Here is a 19,171-nt window from a genome sequence, read left to right on the forward strand (position 1 = left end):
ACCCCGGTTCCCGCGTACGTGCCCCAGAAAGGCGTTGCTTCCTTCGCTCGTTGCGGATCTCGCGATCCCAGCATTCTTTTCAGCGGTAGTAGCAGGCCGTCGTCATCAGGTCGCCGGGGGCGGTGCGGGCGCGCGGGGGAACAGGCGTCGTAGCACGTCGGTGATGGTGACGACGCCCATGATCCGTTGGTCCTCGGTCACCAGGGCGAGCTGTTCGCTGGCCTCGCGCATCCGAGTCAGTGCAGTGGAGACCGTGGTGCCGGCGGGGATGCGGAGAGCCGGGTGGGAACACACGTGGCGCTGACGATCGCTGGTAGGTGGGTTCCCCTCGCTCACGTGGAGGCGAAGCAGTGGCCGCACGCAAACCGACATCCAAGACCGTCTCCTTCGGCGCAGAGGTCACGCGTCTCCGCGAGGAAGCCGGAATCAACCGCACGGAACTCGCCGCACGGACGGCGGTCACCCGGAGCTACATCTCGCAGGTCGAGTCCGGGCGCACCAAGTGCCGCAGGGACTTCGCCGAACGCATGGACAAGGGGCTGGACGCGGGCACGGCCCTGGTCGATGCATGGGACGAACTCCTGCGTTCCAGCAGCTACCCGAAGTTCTTCGCAGACTTCCCCCGAGCCGAGGCGTCCGCTAACGCCCTGCGCGCGTTCGAGATCAGGTTGGTCTACGGGCTTCTGCAGACCGAGGCGTACGCACGTGTGCTCCTGTGCAACGACGATGCCGTCCGCGAGCGGATGCAACGGCAGAGAATCCTCACCAAACCGAACCCTCCGACCGTGTTCGTCGTGCTGGACGAGTCCGTCCTCCTCCGCGAGGTCGGCTCCCGGGAGATCATGCGCGAACAGTTGGAGCATCTGATCGAGATGTCGGAGCGGGAGAACATCACGATCCAGATCGCTCCGATCGGCTACTACCGCGACGCCCGAGCGCCGTTCGTGATTGCGACTCAACCCGATCGCAGCGAGATCGTGTACCTGGAAAGCAATGTCGGGGGCGAGACGAGTGCAGAGCCGAGAGACCTGGCGCTCGTCAGCGAGGCGTTCAGTAGGCTCCAAGCGGCGGCGCTTTCGCCGAAGGCGTCGGTCGAACTGATGCGGAAGGTTGTGGAGGAGCGATGGACGTGACCTGGCGCAAGTCGTCGCGCAGTAGTGAGGCCGGAGACAACTGCGTGGAACTGGCCGACCTCGGCGAGTCCGTGGGCATCCGCGACAGCAAAGACCCGGCCGGCGGCAAGTTCACCCTGCGCCGCGACGAGTTCGCGAGCCTCCTGGCAATCTTGAAGCGCTAACGCCAACGTGACACTGAAGAAGCCCCGGCCCGAGAGGGACCGGGGCTTCTGTTGTTTGCCTTCTGTAGGCACACCGAAAGCAGGCGCCGCGGGGTCAGGGCACCGCGAGGCTTCGTCAGCGCCGCGATACCGATATTCAGGCGGTCGAGGCACACCACGATGTAGCGGAGCCCGATGAACGGCACGAACCGCGTCGTCAACTTCCGGACGGCGCGGGCGCCCCACTCTCCGCCCTCGCCATCCTGTGGACTTCGAGGGCGCCGCCCGGCAAGGTCCACAACCTGACCGCCGCCTGCATACGGGGCATCATCCTGCGCGCCTTGAAGGGCGCGGGGACCTTGGTGCCTGGTCCGCTGGCCAGGGTCGAAACGATCTCGTGGTGGGCGGGCGGGATGTGGCCGGCCGAGTGCACCCGTGGGATGCCGGAAGTTCAGTGAGTGGCAGTCTTCCGCTTGCTCATCGCCTTCAGGCCGGAGTCACATCACTGGGAGAAGAACCAGGCGATCGCTTGGCGGGTCAGTTCGTCCTCGACAGCCGAGTTCCTCTGGTTCTGCTGCAAGTCCTGATTCTTGACCGGGACGGTGAGGTGAGCGGTTTCCGTTCGGGGGTCGGCGATGACGCCGGGGAAGCGCAAGTCGCCCGCGAACAACAGGACACCGTAACCATCGGTCATCGCTCGCCACGTCTCGGGGCGGACCCTCGCCTTGCACTGACCGGCAACGCTGTGGTCCGGGGCCAGCAGGGACACGATGACCTCGATGCGGGTCGTCCCGCCTTCGCCCTCGCGTTCCATACGGCACGGCCATGCCTGCCACGGTTCCCGCTGGAGCAATTCCTGCATCTCGCGTGTGAGCCGCTTGTTCGCGAGCGTCGACGTCCAGATAAGGAAACTGGTAATCAGCAGCAGGATAGGCCCGATGTAGGCGACGATGGCAAGGAAGAGGCTGCCGCCCGCGCCGCCCAAAGACCAGGCCCAGCCGGCCACGACCAGCACGAGGAGCGGCGGGATGGGCAGGAACGCGACCATCGGCGGAACAGGCAGCCAGCGCGAGGCAGGGAGGTCGGCGGCGGCCCATGGGGCTGCCTCGGCGGCCGGCCGAGCGGTGACGGCATATCCGTACTGTCGGGCGAGCATATTGATCATTATTCAAGCGGGACGCGGGGCGGGAAAGGGGCGGCCGGTTCCCGGACCTGGCCACATCCCGCAACGCATACGGCCCGTAGCTGCCCGCACTACATACGGTCGCACCCGGGGCGCGTAGATCATGTTCAAAGTGCTCTGTTGCCTTGCCTGGCGGGGGACAAGGCCGAGGTCGAACGAATCGATCAGGGGGCTGACACGAGAATGTGGGTCGGGCTGTTCAGGACGGTGTTGGACTACACCTGTGACCGTTCGGGCGCGCGGGCAGTGCGGCGCATTCCTTCCGAGGACGCGGGGTCGCGAACGGCCGGGCCGCCGTCCCCGAGAGCGTGCGCCGGCCAGATGTCTCAGGGGCCCGCGAGTTGCTCGGCGGGGGCCGGAGAGTTCGTCGGGAGGGGGCCGTCCAGGACGGGGACCTTCGCTCCGAGGGCGCGGACGGCAGCCGTTGTGCGGTCGAGTGCCGCGCGGTACCGGGCGCGGGGCCCGGCGGGGAGGTCGGCACGGGCGAGGGCGCGGGGCAGGTCGACGAGCCGGATCGGCGGGCCCGCCTCCACGAGGGTCGGGACGAACGACGCCGTCGCCTGCCAGCGGCCCGCCGCGTCGCGGGTCAGCCGGAACCGGGCGACCAGGCCCTCATGGGTGTCCTCCTCGTTGGCGATCGGATTGGCGATCTGGTTGCCCATGCCGTACACCACCCACTTGCCGTTGAACTGGTCGAACGGCTGCACGACGTGTACGTGGTCGCCGACGATCAGATCGACGTCGGGTGAGGCGAGCAGGCGGCGGGCCAGCGCCCGCTGCTCGCCGGTGGGCGCGTGCCGGTATTCCTCGCCCCAGTGCAGGCTGACGATGACGATCGAGGCGCCATCCGCTCTGGCGCGGGCGGCGGCGTGCAGGATCGCGGGCGCGTCCAGCCCGGAATTGACCAGCCACGGCCGGCCCGGCGGGATCGGAACACCGTTGGTGCCGTAGGTGTACGAGAGTTGCGCGACCTTCACCCCCCGCACGTCGAGCAGATTGGTGCGCCCGGCCTCTGCGGAGCCGCGTGCCGACCCGGTGTGCCGGACGCCTGCGGCATCAAGGGCGCCGAGCGTCCGCCGTACCCCGGCGTCGCCCTGGTCGAGGGTGTGGTTGGACGCGGTGGAGCAGGTGTCGTAGCCGAGGTCGCGGATGGCGTCGACGATCTGCGGCGGGGAATCGAACGCGGGATACCCCTGGAACGGGCCGCGGCGCGTGGCCACCGGTGTCTCCAAGTGGCAGATGCCGATGTCGGCGGTGCCGATGAGGGGGCGCAACTGGTTGAGCATGGGGAGGAAGTCCCAGCTGTGGTGGCCGCTCTTCGCGGCGTCCTCGGCGGCCTGCGTGATGAGCGGCTCGTGCAGGAGGAAATCGCCGGTCGCCGCCACCGTGATCGTGGCGGGCCCCTTGGCCACGGCCGCACGCTGGTGGGACGGAGCATGGCGCACATCGCCATTGCACCCCGCCAGCGTCGAGGCGACCGCCGCGGCCAGCAGGAAGGCCGTTGTCCGAGAAGTCCTCGTCCGAGAAGAACTCATCACACGAACCGTTGTTCCTGGCGGAAGTGCGCACAATCGGATAATGCTCAATAATGTGGTTCCCTTGATGCTTTACCGGCAACGGGGAGAAGGTCCCTTTGCGGCTCTCTCATTCGAGGGTCCGGCAAATCTGGGCAATATATCTAAAAGTGGAAGATGTGCGGGTCGTCCCCAGCCGTGTTCGAGTCCGTCGGCGAGCAGGGAGCGCTGTTGCTGGAGGACGCCAGGGCACGTCGTGGGCGTTCACCTGTCTCGCTCAGGAGTCCGGTCTGGTGCCATCGATACGATCGACCGGCGACTGCTCCGACATTGCCGTCATCGAGTCGTCTGAAGTGTCCTGAAATGCTGCTGGTCTCCGGTCAGGCCCGCGGCGACCTTGGCCGGAGCCTGCCGATGGCGGACCCTTGCCGGTCTCAGAGCACCGCCCACCAGGTGCGGTGGACGACGCGTCGTAATCCGGCACGGCATGGTGAAGTCAGCCACATCGCCGCGATGAACATCGCCGGCATGTAGCGGTAACACACGCCGCGGTCCCCGAGACGGGCTTCGGGGGCCGTCATCGACCGCGGTCAGATCGCGGTGGCCACCTTCCACGCCGAGTGGATCGCGCCCTCGATGTAGTTGACCTCCTCGGCGTCGCCGACGAGGTGGACCTCTATACCGGCCTGGGTCAGTTCGTCGGCGAGCGGCGCCGCCGCCGAGACACCCGACGCCACGACGACCATGCTCGCCGGCACGGACAGCGACTTGCCTTCGACCGTGAACTCGACGGTCTTGGGGGTGATGCGCTCGACGGTCGCGTTGCGGTGGATCTTCACGCCCAGCTCGTTGGCGTGCTTGACGGCGGTCCAGCGGCGGGGCATCGCCATCGGCACCCCGAGCTGCCGGCCTTCCTCGACCAGGGTCACCCGACTGCCGCGCTCGGCGAGGAACTCCGCGAGTTCGAGACCGACGAGCGAGCCGCCGATGACGACCACGTTCTTGCTCATCGGCAGGAACCTGAGGAACCTGCGACTCATGCCGCGAATCCTGGAAGGGCTCTTGGTGATGCCGACGAGACCGCCGAGCTTGCTGGCGACCCGCAGGAACAGCGGCTGGTCCGAGAGGTCACCGGTGCCGGTCATCAGGCCGCGCAGACTGTCACCGGTATGCACGTGGGGCAGGTCGCCGCCCGGAACGCTCGGACGTCCGCGCACAGCACCCGTGGCGACGACGACGGCATCGGGCGCGAGGGCCTGGATCGTCGCGGCGGTGGCCTCGGTCTTCAGCCGGACGTCGACACCGGCCCGCTGCACCTCCTGGGTGAGCCACTTCAGCAGGCGCTCGTTGTCGGGGGTGGTCAGCGTCGAGAACCACAGCGTTCCGCCGAGACGGTCGCTCCTGTCCAGCATGGTGACGCGGTGGCCGCGTTCGGTGGCGACACGGGCGGTCTCCATGCCGCCCGGTCCGGCACCGACGACGACGACGTGCTTGGGGGTCGTTGTGCGCGGGAACGGCAGCAGCGTCTCGTTGCCCAGCGCGGGGTTGACCGCGCACAGCGGGGTGGCGTCCCAGAAGTTCTCCTGCACGCACACGTAGCAGTTGATGCACGGGCGGACCTGCTCACTGAGGCCGGCCTTCAGCTTGTTGACCAGGCCGGGATCGGCCAGCAGCTGGCGGCCCATGGCGACGAAATCGGTGTGGCCCTCGGCGATCATCCGCTCGCCGACCTCGGGCAGCATGCGGCCGACGGTGATGACCGGAATCGACACCGCGCGCTTCACGGCCGCGGCGTTGGCGGTGTAGAAGCCGACCTTGTTGGGCAGCGGGCCGTCGGTGAAATTCGCGAACGCGTTCAGCGCGGTGCCGGTGACGTGGATGGCATCGGCGCCCGCCTGCTCGAACACGGCGGCGGCGCCGGCGGCCTCGTCGGGCGTCAGCCCCTCGGACTCGCCGTACTCCTGGCCTGCCAGACGCACGATGACGGCGAGGCTGTCACCGACTTCTTCCTTGACCGCGCGGATCACCTCGCACGACAGCCGCGCCCGGTTCTCGAGCGACCCGCCGTACTCGTCGGTGCGCTGGTTCGAGTAGCGGCTCAAGAAGCCGCCGAGCACGTAGTTGTGGGCGCAGTGGATCTCGACGGCGTCGCCACCGGCGGCCTTCACCCGGCCCGCCGCCTCCGCGAACATCCGGACCAGCCACGCGAGGTCCTCGTGGGCGGCCTCACGGTGGGTGGCCTTCTTGCCCTCCTGGATCGCGGCCATCTTCCCGAGTTCCTCGGGAGTGCAGTCGATCAGCATGCTCAGGTCGCCGAGAGGCTTCGGGACGGACGGCACCAGCTGCGGCCGGCCGTCGAGGGTGTCGATCCGGGCGACCTTGCCGTGGTGCACCATCTGCACGCACAGCTTGCTGCCGGCCTCGTGGACCGCGTCGGCCAGCGCCTTGAGGCCGGGGATGAACCGGTCCTCCGACAGGCCCGGCTCCTTGCGGCTGGTGCAGCCCGCCGGGTAGGCGACGGCGCAGCAGCCCGTGATGATCATTCCGGTGCCGCCCTTGGCGCGGGCCGCGAAGTGGTCTATATCGCCCTGGTGGATCTCGCCGTCCTCGCAGAGGTTCATGTCCATCGCGGGAAGAACCACTCGGTTGGCCAGCGCGATGGGCCCGATCTTGCCGGGCGAGAGGAGGGCTGGGAACGTTTGCTGTCGGATCACCACCAGCAGGACGATATTTCACAACACCGATTGCTTCTGACGCCTTCTCGCTCAGCGAGACGTCCTCGGGGACGAGGACCGGAGGTGCCACGACGAGACGATGCGCCGCGTAGGCGCGCCACAGCAGGCCAGACAATGGGGTGTCGCAGCGGGAGCCGTCCGGTCGTTCCGGCTGCTGAGGAGCAGGTAGGAGACCGAGCAGCCCACCGTCCTGCCGACGCAGAGCGACACAGCCGGGCCGGACGGAGAGGGCCCGTGGTCATGGAGCGCACTAAAGCTGCCAGAGACTCGTAGTGCGCCGCGAGCCCTCGCAGTCAAGGAACGAATTGCTCAACGAACCGTCCGATTGAAGCCCGTGAATTAATGGGGTGGAGGGACCCGTATGTCATAGCAAAGGCCGTAGCCGAGCCGGTCGATTACCAGCGCGAGCGAAAGTCGTACCCGTTCGCAGGGAACCGACGCCGATGACCTGCGCGTGAACTCTCCTCAGGATGAAGTGGATGGCGTTCAGGTCGGTCAGGTCGTACGGCGGGCCACCAGAGTGCCGGGGTCTTCGCCGTTGGCGACGGGGTGGAGGGCGGTTCCGGCAGTCGGGGTCAGCCCGGCCGCCGCCAGGTCGGCGACGACGGCGTCCGGCCGGTGCATGTAGTGGGCGCGTTCCACCACTTCGGTCGCGACCAGATCGCCTTGGTGGTAGGTGCGGTAGACGAACCGCAGGTACGCCTGGTCGTCGCCGTCGGGCCGCGCCTCGCATGACATCTCGTACCGGCAGTCGCCGAGGGTGGCCTCGTCGGCGACGTGCTCGGGCCAGTCCGGTACGGCCTCCGACAGCACCATGTCCATCGCCACCTCGCCGTCCTCGGCCAGATGTTCGGCGATCGCCTCGAAGAGCGCAGGCCTTTCGGGGTGCGGCACGTGCTCCAGCACACCCGCCAGGTACACGAAGTCGAAGCGGCGGGCCAGGTCGAAGTGGGGTGCCGCGCGGTCGAGCACGGTGACGCGGGCGCGCAGGTGCGGGCGTTCGGCGAGCTTGGCCAGCAGCACGGCGCGCATGGTGGCTGACCGCTCCAGGCACAGTACGGTGGCGGCTCGCTCGGCCACGGCCAGCGTGATCCGGCCGGTACCCGCGCCGATCTCCAGCGCGTGTCCACCCTGGGGTGCGCGGTCGGCGAAGAACCGGGGGTCGGGGAGGGCGCCCTCTCCACGGGAGGCGCGGAAGAGATCATAGTAACCGGGCTGGAAGGCGTACGGGTCGGTGCCGAGCGGAGCGACCCGGGCGGAGGAGGACATGCGAGTCACCTGCCTGTCTGGTCGGAACGAGGGTGCGTCGTCAGATGATCGTGCGTGGCCGACGTCGTCCGACCGCCATAGGTGAGTTGTGCCGGGCGTGTCCACTCGCGGAGCGCGCGGCCGGCGCGTTCCCTGATCCGCACCTGGCCGGTGGACTCGACGGCGATGGTGCGTTCCTCGCTCCAGCCGCTGAGGCGGAACTCGCCCAGCCCGAGATGCACCAGGCCGAAGGCGGGCTCGCCGTCGATGGCGAGGACGAGCCGGTCCTCGTGCACGAGGACCGCGGCGTCGCTGTCGGGCCTGGCCTCGACCTCCTCCTCTGACCACTGCGCGAAGTCGCCTGGCAGCCGGAACCGGCAGCACAGCCGGTCGCGTTCGGACGCGGTGAGCGGCACCGGATCGCGGGCGAACATCACCTCGCTCAGCGGCAGCAGCTCCAGGAACTCGTCCGGCAACAACCCGACGACCTCCCGGCTGACCAGGCAATCGAGCACCATGTGAACCCGCGAGCGGTCCCCGCCGTTCGCCACGTAGTGCCTTCGGCCGAAGTCGCCGAACCACAACCGTCCCGCCGTCCAGTGCTCGGACACGCCGTCGATGACCACGACGGCGTCCGGGTTGGTGTCGATCGGCACATGCAGCCGCAGGAGTCCGCGTTCGAACCCGTACTTGTAGTCGCGGTGCTCGTGCACGGTCGCGCCCGCGCCCAGGGCGATCAGCCGTACGCCCCGGACCGGCGCCGGTAGGGCGTCGATGACCTGTGCGAAGGCCGGGGCGTCGGCCAGCCACGGGGTGTCGGCGAAGTCGGTCAGGCCCGCGCCGCCCGGGTCGGTCCGTACCGGATCGCCGCCGACGCTGCGCAGCGGCAGGATGCGCCAGTCCACGCCGGACTCTGTGGCGGCGCCGTCCTGGCTGTAGGCGCGCTGGGCGCGCCACCGCTGGTGCCGCAGCAGGTCGAGGTCGGCGCGCAGCGCATCGACGTCGAAGCTGAGCCGCATCGGCGACGACGGCGGGTAGGCGGCGGGCGGATCCGTCAGCGATTCGATGGCCTGGTGGGACGTCGTCATGGTCGCTGCTCCTGGGCGCCGGCGGCGGGCAGGTCGGAGACGTCGAGGGCGAAGCGGCCCACGGCCCACGCGATGGCGGGCACGTTCTCATCGAGAGCCCGGCGGTCGAGGTTGCCGATCGTGTCGCATGGCTGGTGGTAGCAGGGGTCGTACAGCTGCCCGGCCGCCCCGCCGAACCGCGCCGCCTGCGCGGCGGTCTTGACCCCGAGGACGCCGCCGTTCAGGCCGCCGACCGGGATGCCCGCGGCCATGAACGGCTCGTGGTCGGAGCCGACGGCACGCAGGTCGTGGCTCTCGTAGGGGAGTCCGGCGCGGTCGAAGTAGTCCTTGAAGACCTTCTCCACGACCTGCGACCCCGCCGGGCCCGGCGGGGTGCCCGGCGGCTGCTCGCTCCCATCCCCGTCGAGAACGAACCGCACCCCGTTCGGCGCGGCGATCAGTTCGAAGTTGAGGTAGAGCGCGATCTTGAAGCGTTCGGCCGGTGGCAGATTGCGCACGTAGTAGTTGGAGCCGATGTCGATGAGCTCCTCGGCCCCCCACAGCGCGAACCGCACTTTGTGGCGCACCTCGTCCTGGTGGGGAGCCAGCCGCAGCGCGGTCGCCATCAGCGCGGCAGCCGCGGCGGCGTTGTCGTTGATACCGGGTGCTTCGGTGACGCTGTCCAGATGGGCGCCGGCCATGACGGTGCGGTCGTCGCTGCCGCCGCGCGTCTCGGCGAACAGGTTGGTGGTGACTCCCGCGACCTCGTGCCCGCGCAGGTCGAGACGCAGCCGCACCTGGTGCTGCGCGGCCTCGTCCGCGAGCTGTTCGGCCTGCGCCTGTGTGACGCTGGCCACCGGGATGGTGAACGCCTGCGGGTTGAACGCGTGCAGCCGGTAGATGTTGTTCGGACTCGGCGTGGACAGGTAGATCAGCATCGCCCGCGCGCCGAGCCCGGCGGCGACGCGTTGCTGTGCCGTGTAGCCGCAGGATCCGCGCCGTACGATCACGATGGATCCGGCCACGGGCAGCCCGTCGTAGTCGGCGGCGGAGCATCCGGCGGCGTCACCCGCCGTGGCCCGGGGCACGACGAGGTGTGCGTCGATGCCGCCGGGCGGGGTGACGGGTGACCAGCGCATGACCAGCGCGCGCACCTGCCGGGCGGCGGGCGCGGTCACCGTCGCGCTCTCCGCGTCGACCTGGTAGTCGGTGTACGGCACCTGCTGCTGGTGAACGCGGTAGCCGGCGGCGGTGAGCACCTTGGCGGCGTAGCGCGCGGAGGCCTCGAACCCCGGCGTGCCGGCGGCGCGCACCCCGCCGTTCCGTGCGGCGATCCGGTCAAGGACGCGCAGGTGCCGCCACGCGTCACCGCCACGGGTGGACCCCGCCAGCAGCCGCGCCAGCCACAGCTCCCCAGACCTACCGTCCGAACGACCTGCCGCCACCGGGGCGGACACCGTGTGGGGGGAAGTTGCGGCGGCGTGGGGGGTGACGGACGGCGGAGCGGCCGAAAGGATGGTGGCGATTATGGTGACGAGGCCGGTTGCCAAGGCGGTTTTTGTGCGCACAAACACCCTCATAAGCGCTCCAGAAGAAGACATGTGATGCCAGGAAACAGAAACCATATCGATATGTGCAGAGGTCTCTGAGGCCGGCCGCGCGGTGAATAATGAGTGCCCGGCATATCATCGCAGGTAGGAAGCGTGCCACGATATGCCGGGCACCCTCTATGCCACTCAGTGGAGGTAACGCATTCTTGTCACCTCCTTTCTGTCAAGACGGATCTGAGGTCGGTTAGCCGAGGCGGACTCGGAGTTGAGCCACGCCTCGCAGCGTGAGGTTCCGGTGGTAGACGGGCTCGTGGGCAAGGCGGATGCCGGGGAACTCGGTGGCGAGCAGGCCGAGGACGACCTGTGCCTGGAGTGCCGCCAGCGACTGCCCGAGGCACGAGTGGGCACCCCGGCCGAACCCCAGATGCGGGTTGGGAGAGCGGGCGAAGTCCAGCTCGTCGGGCTCGGCGAACTTGGCTGGATCCCGGTTCGCGGCGGCCAGCAGCAGCGTCACCGCTTCGCCGGGCGCGATGACCTGGCCGCCGACACGCGTCTCCCGCACACACGCCCGCCCGTCGGCCTGCACCGGCGACACGTACCGGACCAGTTCCTCCACTGCGAGTGACAGGTCACTCCGGGCGAAACGCGCCAAAACTTCCGGCGCGTTCAGCAGGACGACAAGAGCGTTGCTGAGCAGCCGCCCCGCCGATTCGAACCCGGCGTGCAGGACGGCCCGCAGCGTGTTCAGCAGCACAGGGCGCTCGATGCCGGAGCCGGGCGCCTTGGCCGCCACATGCGCCACCAGCCCGTCCGCGGGCGGGTCGTCCAGCCACCGGCCGGTGTATTCGGCCAGCTCAGCGCGGGCTTGCACGGCGGGCCCGGCGGTCTCCGGCCAAATCCCGGCGTCCATGCCGTTCACGATCGTCTGCGACACGGGCAGGAACTACGCGGCGTCGATGGGCGGCACCCCGAGCACCGCGGTGATGGTGTCCAGCGCGAGTGGCGCGGTGAGGTCGGACACGCAGTCGAACTCCCCGGCCGCGCGCAGCCGCTCGGCTCGGGCGCGGACCTGCACGGCGATTCGCTCGCGCAGCATGCCCAGGTCGAGACCGCGGACCGCGTCGACCATGAAGTGCCGGATGGCCGTGTGCTCGGGCGGGTCGAGCGACTGGATGCTCAGCAACGGCTCCGGCACGGCCTCGCCGATCCGGCGCCAGTCCGAGGCGAACGATGCCGTGTCGCGCAGCACCACGGCGCAGTCGTCGTACCCGGTCACCACCCAGGAGTCGAGGAAGGCGCTGCGGTAGACGGGCGCGCTCTCGCGCAGGCGGCCGAAGAGGGAGTAGGGATCCAGCAGCGCCGCGGGCTCTGCGAGTTCCGCGGCCGGGTCTTCGACCGGCGCCTCCGGCATATCGACCTCCTCGCACGGACGGCTACCGGCGAGCGGCCCCAGGCCGTTCGTCCCATCCCGTGCGGGTTGCCGGGAGGACGACGGCGCTCTCGCTCAGGTGTCCGGGGTCGTCCGACACATGATCTTTACTGATAGTAAATGGGCAAGGCGGAATCGCCGAGCGCCGGATCCGGCCACCGGCCTTCCATATCCCCGCAGGCTCCAATCTGGCATGATCTTGAAGTTTCACCCACCGTCGAGGAGGTCGCCTGTTAGGGCTCTGCTGACCAATCATGGATTCCGGCTCCTGATCAGCGGAAAGTCCTTATCGCCCCTGGGCGGCCGGGGCACTCATCATTGCCTTCGGCATCTGGGTCAAGGAGTTGACTGGTAGCGATGCCGCGTCGGACGGCGCGTTCTTCTTCGCCGCCCGGCCTTTCCTGGTCGCCCCGTTCGCCGGGGCGCTCATCGACAGGTTCCCGCAGCGCCAGAGCTTTATCGTGGCCAACCTGTCGATGGAGGGCGCCATGCTGCTCACCCGCTGGTGCGCGGCGACCGCCCGTCCGCCTGCACGATCTGAGGCACGACCCGGCCACCAGCGTATTATTCCGCCCCTCGGCGGGCACCGGGGGGGCGGCTGCGCGTCGCGCAGGGGCTGTCATTCGGGGTGGTACGAGCAGAGAAGCCCGGTCTGCACGGTGGCGCGCAGCTCGGCGCCGATGCCCGCGTCGGCGTCGGCGACGCGCTGCAAGACACGCCGGATGGCTTTCCCGACGGCGATACGGGCCCGTTCCTCGCTGCCGACGAAGCGCCGCGTCCGGCCGCCGAGGCCCGAAGCGGACGCGAGTTCGGCGATCAGCCAGTCGCGTTCGGCGCTGACGGCGGTGGCGCGCTCGAACTGCTCCGCCGACTCGAGTTCCTCGATCTCGGCCTCCAGCTCCGAGAGCCGCCGCTTGTAGCTGCGCTTGGCCTCGTCGTCCAGGACCGGCTGGGCGGGCGCGGTGTCGCCCGAGGAAGCGGCCTGTCCCATCGCCAGGGTGATCGCCGGTATCTCCTGCCCGGGGTTGTCGATCAGGGTGGCCAGGTGCCGCATGCCCACGCTGTCCCCCACCAGCGCGGTGCGCGAGCCCAGCGCGACGCGCCACTGCCTTCCCTGGCGTTCGCACACGAGCACCGGCGCCCGGTCGCCGGAGCGGCCCACGCCCGCCGGTCGGCCGGACGCCTCGGCGGGGACCGGCATGCCCAGCTGTGCCGCCTCCTGCGCCGCCAGTTCCAGCGACGCCCGCGCGGCCTCGCTTCGCGGCCCGTCCCGGAGAGTGAGCGCCTCGCCCAGGCGCGTCCGGGACAGGACCACGGCCGGCCAGTGCCACAGCGCCAAGTTGCCGTCGACCGCCTTGACCAGATGCCCCACGGCGGTGTCCGCGTCACCGGCGGTCAGCGAGGCCACTCCCAGGGAGTGGTGCACCGAGCCGAGGCACGCTCCGCCGAGGCCCAGGATTGTCGGGAGTTCCGCGAACGGGCTCAGCAGTTCGTACGCTTGGGACGCGGCCTCGGCGTCTCCGAGGAGATGCGCGACCTCGACGACCCCGTACATCGCGAACAGCCAGGTGTTGGAGCGCGGTGCTCCATCCTGCACCCGGCCACGCAGCCGGGCCAGCGTCCCCGCCGCCAGCCGCCGGTCACCGGAGTGGGCGGCGGCGATCGCGAGGCCCGCGTAACAGGCGTTGTCCAGGGGGCTGAGCACCGGGGAGCCCACCAGGTCCGTCAGCGCAGGGAGGCACTCGGCGATGCGGCCCTGATACCACCGGATCGTGCCGATCTGCGCCGCGTACCAGCCCGTCGCGGAGGCGTCGCCCGTCGCTTCCCCGCGCTCCGCGCAGGCGCCGGCCAGCGCCTCGGCCTCCTCGAACCGGCCCCGCCTGATGCTGAGCATCACTTCGAGCGAGTCGAGGACGACCCCGGCGGCGAGATGGGACCGCCGGGCGAGCAGGTCGCGCAATTCCCGCATGCTGCGCTCGGCGTGCGGGTCGGCGCTGCTGAACAGGTCGACGACATGCCAGAGCAGCCCCATCAGCAGGTCGGCGCGGCGGCCGGTCCTGGACGCCTCGCCGATCAGCTCCCTGGCGAGTTCGAGCCGCAGCGCCCCGTGCTCGGAGCCGAGAACGCAGTGGTGGGCGAGGCTCAGCGCTTCGGCCAGCGGTACCGGGTGGCCGGCCCGCCTGGCCTCCGCCACCAGGGCCATGATCGAGGCGTGCTCGCCGGTCGCGTAGTCCTTCTCTGCCGCCAGCCTGACTCGCAGCCGCAGGGCCAGGGAGGACCGCGGGTCGATCAGCGACAGGGCGGTGCGCTGCCGGGCGCGCACCATCCCCGCGACGGCCGCCATGCGATGCTCGTGCACCCACAGCCCGCCGAGGCCCAACGCCGCCCGCGCCATCCCCTCCCCGTCGCCCCAGCGCTCCGCCTCGCGGTAGGCCGCGTCGAACCGGATCCGGCTCGTCCGCAGGTCCCCCTCGTCGAGCAGGGCGCGCTCCCCGGCCGCCAGCGATAACTCGATGGCGTCGTCACCCCGCGTGGCCGGAGCCACGCCCAGTTCCCGTGAAGTCGTCACAGGCCCGTCCACCCCCAGGTCGTCGTTGGCCGTCACGGCCGTGCCGCGCGGTAGCCGGTCCTCGGTCGTGCGGGGGTTCTCGAACCGATGCCGAGCGCGTGCATCCTCTACACGCGGAGCATGCCTCGCCGGTTCAGTGGATGAGCTTCAACCACTGGCCGCAGGTGGCCGCCTCAGGTGTCCGACGTACCTTGCGCTTGCCGAGAACTGCATCCGTGCAGGTGAGCGGGCATGCGGGCGGGGCTCCGGCGCTGGCCTCGATCATTTGCGAGGCAGGTCACATCGGCCTCACCAGGGTCCCCGGCAGCGCCGTTCTCCCCGCACCGGCGGCGCTGGAAGCGGGAGATGGAACGAGACGGAACGAGATGGAACGCCCTCTAGGTAGGGCGGCTCTGCCTCTGGGACACACCGTTTCGGAACGGCCATCGCGGAGTTGCTCGGGTTCACGCCGGCTGCCGGGGCGCGGTCGGCGCCGGCTCACCCACTCCTAGGAGGGTGCAGTGCAGTGCATGAAGCTCGCCCGGCCGAATCCGGGGAACCGCTCCCCAGCCGTGCGCCCGCCGGCTCCCGCATCTACTGGAGACCGGTCCGGCGGAGGCCGGGGGACCGGGCCCGCGGCCGGACAGCGGGGCTTCGAGGGGGTCGGCGATGAGGGGTGAGCCCGTCCCGGGGGCGCGGGACTTCCGGCTGATGGTGGCGCCGGAGCCGTTCGATCCCGCGGAGGTGGATCCGTCCGCCACGCCGGCGGCGGCCGGCGCGCAGGCGGCGGTCGTGCAGTTCGCGGCGTTGCCGAGCGAGCCGGACATCGCACGGCTGAAGGCGGCCTACGGGTTGGGGCTGGAGCGGTTCATTCCGAACCTGGCCTATCTCGAACGGCTCGACACGGCCACGGCCGACCGGGTCCGTGCCGACTTCCTCGTACGGTCCGTCATCGTGTTCCCTCCGGCGTCGAAGCTCTCCCCGACGCTCCCCGCCACCGGGCCGCTCGACCTGACGATGATCCTCTTCGAAGACGCCGACGCCGACGCCGTCACGGCGGCGCTCACCGCGATCGGCGCGCACGACATGCAGGTCCTCGACGACCGGGACATCGGCGGACGGCTCCACCTGCGCCTCACGCTGGACGACCCGGCCGAGCTCGCCCAGGCGGCGGCGATCGACGACGTCATCTGGATCGAACCGGCGCCCGTGTTCACCAACTTCAACGTCGGGGCCGCTCAGACGAATCAGTCGGGCGACCCGAACCGGGGCACGGTCTGGGACCGGCACATCACCGGCAAGAACCAGGTGATCGGGATCATCGACGAGGGCTTCATCGACATGGACCACGGCTTCTTCGCCGACAACCCACCGAACAAGCCCGGCCCGAAGCACCGCAAGGTGCTCAAGGCGTTCAACGAGGCCCTCGGCGCCAGTGACCACTTCATGCAGGTCGCCGGGATCGCGGCCGGCGACGCCCTCAACGACCCCGGCAAGCACGAGCACCGGGGCGGCGCCCATGACGCCAAGATCATCTGCCGCAGCCGCGGGGACATGGACACCGGGAAGCTCAAGACGGGCTTCTTCGTCTTCAGCCTTCGGAGACTGCTGGATGCGTCCCGGGAGTTCGGCGCGACCATCCACAACCTGAGCTGGGGATCCGGTACCGGGTATGACACGGCCGCCCGGGACGTGGACGCGTTCAGCTACGACCGCGAGGAACAGCTGGTGGTCGCGGCCGGCGAGGACACGGGCAAGGGACCGGTGAACCAGCCGCCCGGCATCGCGTTCAACCCGATTCTCGTCGCGGCCGCCCAGGCCGCCCCCAACCACGGGTCCATCGGCAGCGGGGTGCCCGGCCCGACGGACGACGGCCGCCGGAAACCTGACCTGACCGCGGTCGGTTGCGGCATCAGCACGGCGGTGAACCCGGCGAAACGGCCACCGGAGGTCCCCTTCTACACCACCGGCCCGGTGCCGTGCGCCACCAGCTCCGCGACGCCGCACGTGTCGGCCGCGGCGGCGCTCGTACGCCAGTACTTCGCGGAGGGCTTCTACCCGAATGGCAAGCCGCAGCCGGACAAGCTCATCCCGCAGCCGTCCGGGGCGCTGATCAAGGCGGTGCTGCTCAATTCGACCGTCGACATGGAGGGCGTTCCCGGATACCCGTCCGACGCCGAGGGCTGGGGGCGCATCCAGCTGGACCGGACGCTGTTCTTCACGGGCGGCAAGCGCAAGCTGATCGTGACGGACGTCCCGCGCCGGGCCGGCCTGCGGATGTTCGAGACGCGTCAGCAGCATTTCTTCGTCGAGGACGAGCGCGAGCAACTGAAGATCACCTTCGTGTGGACCAATCGTCCGCCGGCCGAGCAGAACCAGCCGAGCCCGCCGCAGAACCCGCCGAAGCCCAAGGTGGATCCCATCAGGTTCGAGGTGGAGGACTCCAGCGGGAACCTCTACCTGGGCAACGACTTCGACGTCGGCAAGGGCGTCTCCAAGCAGGCGCCGGTGAGCCCGGGCCTCCCGCCGGACATCCTCAACAACGTCCAGATGGTCGTCGTGAACCAGCCCGTCGCCGGGACCTGGACGATCCGGCTCCGCCCGTTCCTGCACTTCGAGAAGCAGGGCTATGCGCTGGTGGTCTCCGGCGGTGTCCAATGATGCGGCCGAGTGAGCGGCGGGACTTCCGGTTGGTGGTGGGGCCGGAGCCGTTCGATCCCGCGGGGGTGGAGCCGTCCGCCGCGCCGGCGGTGGCCGGTGTGCAGGCGACGGTCGTGCAGTTCACGGCGCTGCTGAGTGGGCCGGACATCGCCCGGTTGACGGCGGCGTACGGTCTGCGGCTGGACCGGTTCATCCCGAACCTGGCCTACCTTGAACGGCTCGACACCGCGACCGCCGACCGCGTCCGCGCCGACTTCCTGGTCCGCGCCGTCATCCCGTTCCCCCAGGAGTCGAAGCTCGCCCCGGACATCCCGGCCACCGGGCCTCTCGACCTGGTGGCGGTGCTGTTCGACGATGCGGACGCCGCCGCCGTCACGGCGGCGGTGGCCGGGATAGGCGCGCACGACGTCGCGACGAGCGACGCCCGCGAGATCGGCGGCCGGCTGCGCCTGCGTCTCACCCTCGACGACGCGACCAGGGTCGCCCAGATCGCCGCGCTCGGCGACATCACGTGGCTGGAACCGGTGCCCACGATCGTGGACGCGGACGTGCCGTCCGCCCGGACGACCCAGTCGGGCGACCCGGCCGGGGGCCCGATCTGGGCCCACGACCTGCACGGCGAGGACCAGGTGATCCAGATCATCGAACAGGGCACGCTCGACCTCAACCACTGCTTCTTCGCCGGCATCGCCCCGAACACGCCCGGCCCGAACCATCGCAAGGTGCGGGAGTTGTTCAACCCGAACAAGGCCGCGCCCCGCGCCCACTTCATGAAGGTCGCGGGCATCGCGGCCGGCGACCAGATCGGCAACTCCGGCCAGCACCAGGACCGTGGCGGCGCCTGGGCCGCGAAGATCGTCGGCAACGATGCCAACCTGGTCCTCGCCCCGCCGGACAAGGATCGTGCCACTCGAAGCCTCCACGAAGTGCTGGAGGACGGGAGGGGCGTCGGCGCGACCGTCCACAACATCAGCTGGAGCACCAATCTCCGCTACGACACGGCTGCCCGGGACGTCGACGCGTTCTGCACCGCCCGCGAGGAGCAGGTGGTGGTCGCCGCCGGCGAGAACACGGGCGTGAGTCCGAAGAACGCGTCGCCCAGCATCGCCTTCAACGCGATCTGCGTCGCGGCGGCGAAGGCCCATCCCGACCAGATGTCGCGGGGCGGCGGCGTGGACGGGCCGTCGCTCGACGGCCGCCGCAAGCCGGACCTGTTGGCCGTCGGCTGCGGAATCAGGACGTCCGTCCTGCCGCCCGCGCCGTCCACGGGCCCGTACTGCGACACCGAGGTCCAGCCCCGGTGCAGCACCAGCTTCGCGGCGCCGAACGTGACGGCCGCGGCCGCGATGGTGCGCCAGTACTTCCAGAAGGGCTTCTATCCGAACGGCAAGCCACAGCAGGACAAGGTCATCCCGCAGCCGTCCGGGGCGCTGATCAAGGCGGTCCTGCTGAACGCGACCGTGGACATGACCGGTCATCCCGGATATCCGACCGACACCGAGGGCTGGGGGCGCATCCAGCTCGACCGGACCCTGTTCTTCGAGGGCGGCCCGCGCAGGCTGCTTGTGCACGACGTTCGGCGCGACGTTGCCCTGGCGACGTTCGAGGCCCGCTCGTACCGGTTCTTCGTCGACGGCGAGAGCGAGCAACTGAAGATCACCCTCGTCTGGACGGGCCGACCGTTGACCGAGGCGTCGCAGCCCACTCCGGATCCCATGCGGTTCGACGTGGAGGACTCCCAGGGGAGCTTCTATCTGGGCAACGACTTCGATGTGCCGAACCGGGTCTCCCGGAAGCTGACGACGCGTCCGTCGTCCCCGGGGGACATCGCCAACAACGTCCAGATGGTCGTGGTGAACAACCCCGTTCCCGGCACCTGGAGGATCCGGCTCCGCCCGGCCTTCGCGCTGGCCCGGCAGGGTTTCGCGCTGGTGATCTCCGGCCGGGTCTCCTAGGAGGT

The 19,171-nt window shown here is 69.8% G+C and carries 15 protein-coding genes; 5 read left to right on the top strand and 10 right to left on the bottom strand.

The features are described 5' to 3' along the window. Positions 1–105: 105 nt before the first annotated feature. Entirely contained in the window at positions 106–372 is a 267-nt protein-coding gene (locus SM418_RS17105) for a CBS domain-containing protein (protein ID WP_371941794.1), read from the bottom strand. Here SM418_RS17105 and SM418_RS17110 point away from each other — a divergent pair. Then, a complete protein-coding gene (locus SM418_RS17110) occupies positions 318–1,133 on the top strand; it encodes a helix-turn-helix domain-containing protein (RefSeq protein ID WP_371941795.1) in 816 nt (271 codons plus the stop codon). The genes SM418_RS17105 and SM418_RS17110 overlap by 55 nt on opposite strands. After that, positions 1,124–1,297 carry a DUF397 domain-containing protein gene (locus tag SM418_RS17115; RefSeq protein ID WP_371941796.1) on the top strand — a complete coding sequence of 58 codons (174 nt, stop codon included), beginning with the start codon at positions 1,124–1,126 and terminating at the stop codon, positions 1,295–1,297. Before SM418_RS17110 ends, SM418_RS17115 begins: the two co-directional genes overlap by 10 nt. Positions 1,298–1,778: 481 nt before the next feature. Here the strand turns inward: SM418_RS17115 and SM418_RS17120 are convergent, their stop codons facing one another. Further along, positions 1,779–2,432: a hypothetical protein gene (locus SM418_RS17120; RefSeq protein WP_371941798.1), complete on the bottom strand. Its 654-nt coding sequence runs from the start codon at positions 2,430–2,432 to the stop codon at positions 1,779–1,781. Between the two features lie 353 nt (positions 2,433–2,785). After that, the gene (locus tag SM418_RS17125; protein ID WP_371941800.1) at positions 2,786–3,871 is read right to left on the bottom strand and encodes a CapA family protein; all 1,086 of its coding nucleotides are present in this window, start codon (positions 3,869–3,871) and stop codon (positions 2,786–2,788) included. A gap of 465 nt (positions 3,872–4,336) precedes the next feature. Here SM418_RS17125 and SM418_RS17130 point away from each other — a divergent pair, with 465 nt between their 5' ends. Then, positions 4,337–4,507 (top strand): hypothetical protein, encoded by a 171-nt coding sequence (locus tag SM418_RS17130; RefSeq protein WP_371941802.1) that lies wholly within the window; start codon positions 4,337–4,339, stop codon positions 4,505–4,507. A 56-nt stretch (positions 4,508–4,563) separates the two neighbouring features. Here SM418_RS17130 and SM418_RS17135 read toward each other — a convergent pair whose 3' ends face one another. The 7 genes from SM418_RS17135 to SM418_RS17165 all read right to left on the bottom strand — a co-directional run bounded on the left by SM418_RS17135 (position 4,564) and on the right by SM418_RS17165 (position 14,571). Then, positions 4,564–6,690 carry an oxidoreductase gene (locus SM418_RS17135; protein ID WP_371966078.1) on the bottom strand — a complete coding sequence of 709 codons (2,127 nt, stop codon included), beginning with the start codon at positions 6,688–6,690 and terminating at the stop codon, positions 4,564–4,566. A 513-nt stretch (positions 6,691–7,203) separates the two neighbouring features. Then, positions 7,204–7,977 carry a class I SAM-dependent methyltransferase gene (locus SM418_RS17140; RefSeq protein WP_371941805.1) on the bottom strand — a complete coding sequence of 258 codons (774 nt, stop codon included), beginning with the start codon at positions 7,975–7,977 and terminating at the stop codon, positions 7,204–7,206. Positions 7,978–7,982: 5 nt separating this feature from the next. Further along, complete coding sequence (locus tag SM418_RS17145; protein ID WP_371941807.1) at positions 7,983–9,044, bottom strand: aspartyl/asparaginyl beta-hydroxylase domain-containing protein; 1,062 nt, start codon at positions 9,042–9,044, stop codon at positions 7,983–7,985. Beyond that, the gene (locus SM418_RS17150) at positions 9,041–10,468 is read right to left on the bottom strand and encodes a M28 family peptidase (protein ID WP_371941809.1); all 1,428 of its coding nucleotides are present in this window, start codon (positions 10,466–10,468) and stop codon (positions 9,041–9,043) included. Before SM418_RS17150 ends, SM418_RS17145 begins: the two co-directional genes overlap by 4 nt. A gap of 349 nt (positions 10,469–10,817) precedes the next feature. Beyond that, positions 10,818–11,483, bottom strand: a complete 666-nt coding sequence (locus tag SM418_RS17155) for a cytochrome P450 (RefSeq protein ID WP_371941810.1) — start codon at positions 11,481–11,483, stop codon at positions 10,818–10,820. A gap of 33 nt (positions 11,484–11,516) precedes the next feature. Next, positions 11,517–11,984: a hypothetical protein gene (locus tag SM418_RS17160; RefSeq protein WP_371941812.1), complete on the bottom strand. Its 468-nt coding sequence runs from the start codon at positions 11,982–11,984 to the stop codon at positions 11,517–11,519. A gap of 637 nt (positions 11,985–12,621) precedes the next feature. Further along, positions 12,622–14,571, bottom strand: a complete 1,950-nt coding sequence (locus tag SM418_RS17165; protein ID WP_371941814.1) for a hypothetical protein — start codon at positions 14,569–14,571, stop codon at positions 12,622–12,624. A gap of 648 nt (positions 14,572–15,219) precedes the next feature. Here SM418_RS17165 and SM418_RS17170 point away from each other — a divergent pair. Together SM418_RS17170 and SM418_RS17175 are read left to right on the top strand one after the other, a co-directional pair. Continuing rightward, positions 15,220–17,211 (top strand): S8 family serine peptidase, encoded by a 1,992-nt coding sequence (locus SM418_RS17170; protein ID WP_371941816.1) that lies wholly within the window; start codon positions 15,220–15,222, stop codon positions 17,209–17,211. Then, a complete protein-coding gene (locus SM418_RS17175; RefSeq protein WP_371941818.1) occupies positions 17,208–19,166 on the top strand; it encodes a S8 family serine peptidase in 1,959 nt (652 codons plus the stop codon). Before SM418_RS17170 ends, SM418_RS17175 begins: the two co-directional genes overlap by 4 nt. Positions 19,167–19,171: the final 5 nt, after the last annotated feature.

The sequence above is a fragment of the Actinomadura chokoriensis genome (assembly GCF_041463665.1).
GTDB lineage: Bacteria > Actinomycetota > Actinomycetes > Streptosporangiales > Streptosporangiaceae > Spirillospora > Spirillospora chokoriensis_A.